We start from the raw sequence: 1,655 nt of genomic DNA, 5'->3' as shown, positions 1-1,655 counted from the left end.
GCCCCTTGTTCTTTGAGATATACTTATCAAACAATGCGTAAATGCTGTATCGCATCGCCTAAACCTATGCCCCAGACTATCAAACAAAAATCCACGCTATACGATCGCGATCTTAATTTGTGGTTAGAAGAGGCGATCGCTAAGTTAAAAGCTGGTGATTTTCAAAATCTAGATGTCGAAAATTTAATTGAGGAGTTAGAGGGCTTGGCAGGGAGAGATCGGCGCGAATTAGAGTCACGTTTGACTAGATTGATTGAACATATCCTCAAACGTTGCTACGTCAACTTACCTGAATGTTATCGAGGTTGGGAGTTAACAATCATCGGACAAAGGAATGAAATCAAAAAAATTGTCAAACAGTCTTCTAGCCTAAAACGTCATATAAATTTAGTATTTGACGAATTGTTTAATGACGCACTAGAAATCGTACAAACAGAATATGAAAATACGATTTTTCCTGAGACATGGCAATTTACCTATGAGATTGACTTGTTGTTAACTGCTAATTTTTGGAAAAAATCTTAAACCTATGACTCAGACTATTAATAAAAAAACTACGCTATACGATCGCGATCTTAATTTGTGGTTAGAAGAGGCGATCGCTAAGTTAAAAGCTGGTGATTTTCAAAATTTAGATGTCGAAAACTTAATTGAGGAGTTAGAAGGTTTGGCGGGTAGAGATAGGCGTGAACTCAAGCGGAGATTGACGACACTCATTGAGCATATTCTCAAGCGTTGCTATGTCAAGAGTGAGTATGACTATGCTGGGTGGGTTATTACAATTGTCAGGACTCGCAACGATATCCAAGATATTCTTGAACAGTCTCCAAGTTTAAAAGGCTATATCAATAGTCCTGAGTTATTTCAAAAAGCTTTTGATGATGCTTTAAAGGTTGTGAAGGCTCATCCAGATTATAAATCTGTTAATTTCCCTAAAATATGGCAGTTTAGCCGAGATATTGACGATATACTCAATGTTGATTTTTGGGAAGAAATTTAGATGGATATGAAAGATGTCCCAAAAAATATGCGCCGAATCGGGATGCTTTTGTTCCGAAGTGCATTGTTTGAAGCTATAGATAATCGCACTCCAATGTGTGTAGTTCATGCAGCCCATGCAGCAGAAATTTTACTAAAAGCCAGAATAGCTCAAGAACATCCTCTCCTAATTTTTTCTAAACTCCCCAAGTCAAATCCTAGTAAGAATAATCTTACACTTATTGATTTGTTAGAAGATGGTCGAACTTTCTCATACGAGGAATTGCCTGAGCAATTATGGGCAACTACAGGAATTAAAATCAATAAAATCAATCAGTATAAAGAGTTTGGAAAGCTAAGAAACCAAGTTATCCATTTTTCAATGGCAAATGCTAAAAACCTAGATAAATTAACGCTAAATTATTCACTAGAATTACTAGATCCTTTAGTAGAGAGCTTTTGGGGCAGGTCAGTAATTGAATTTATAGCACGAGATCCTTCTACCTCTAATTAGGGCTTGCTGAAAAAGAGACTAAGCGGAAAGTAAGAGGCAAAGAGGAAGAGAATCATACTTTGCCTGTCTACTAGGAAATTGCCAAGAAAAAGAATTAAAGCTACGGATTGCTTTTACAAAAGGAAGAAGCAAGAGTTGGGAGCCAAATATAAGCAAAGAAAAA

At 36.6% G+C, this 1,655-nt stretch carries 3 protein-coding genes; all 3 read left to right on the top strand.

Annotated features, from left to right (window positions below):
* Positions 1-525: DUF29 domain-containing protein (locus AC805_RS16310; RefSeq protein WP_231663278.1), on the top strand; the 525-nt coding region annotated here is incomplete at its 5' end.
* Between the two features lie 4 nt (positions 526-529).
* A complete protein-coding gene (locus AC805_RS16305) occupies positions 530-1,000 on the top strand; it encodes a DUF29 domain-containing protein (protein ID WP_055076396.1) in 471 nt (156 codons plus the stop codon).
* Positions 1,001-1,492: a hypothetical protein gene (locus AC805_RS16300; protein ID WP_055076395.1), complete on the top strand. Its 492-nt coding sequence runs from the start codon at positions 1,001-1,003 to the stop codon at positions 1,490-1,492.
* The last annotated feature ends 163 nt before the right edge of the window (positions 1,493-1,655 follow it).

The sequence above is a fragment of the Pseudanabaena sp. 'Roaring Creek' genome, assembly GCF_001402795.1.
In the GTDB taxonomy this organism is placed as follows: domain Bacteria; phylum Cyanobacteriota; class Cyanobacteriia; order Pseudanabaenales; family Pseudanabaenaceae; genus Pseudanabaena.
The sequence above is the reverse complement of the archived record's forward strand: the minus strand, read 5'-3'. Positions and strand labels throughout refer to the sequence as shown.

What these genes read in the sequence shown, in the direction of transcription:
- AC805_RS16305 (WP_055076396.1), top strand. Translation starts at nt 530, where the DNA reads ATGACTCAGACTATTAATAAAAAAACTACGCTATACGATCGCGATCTT.
- AC805_RS16300 (WP_055076395.1), top strand. Translation starts at nt 1,001, where the DNA reads ATGGATATGAAAGATGTCCCAAAAAATATGCGCCGAATCGGGATGCTT.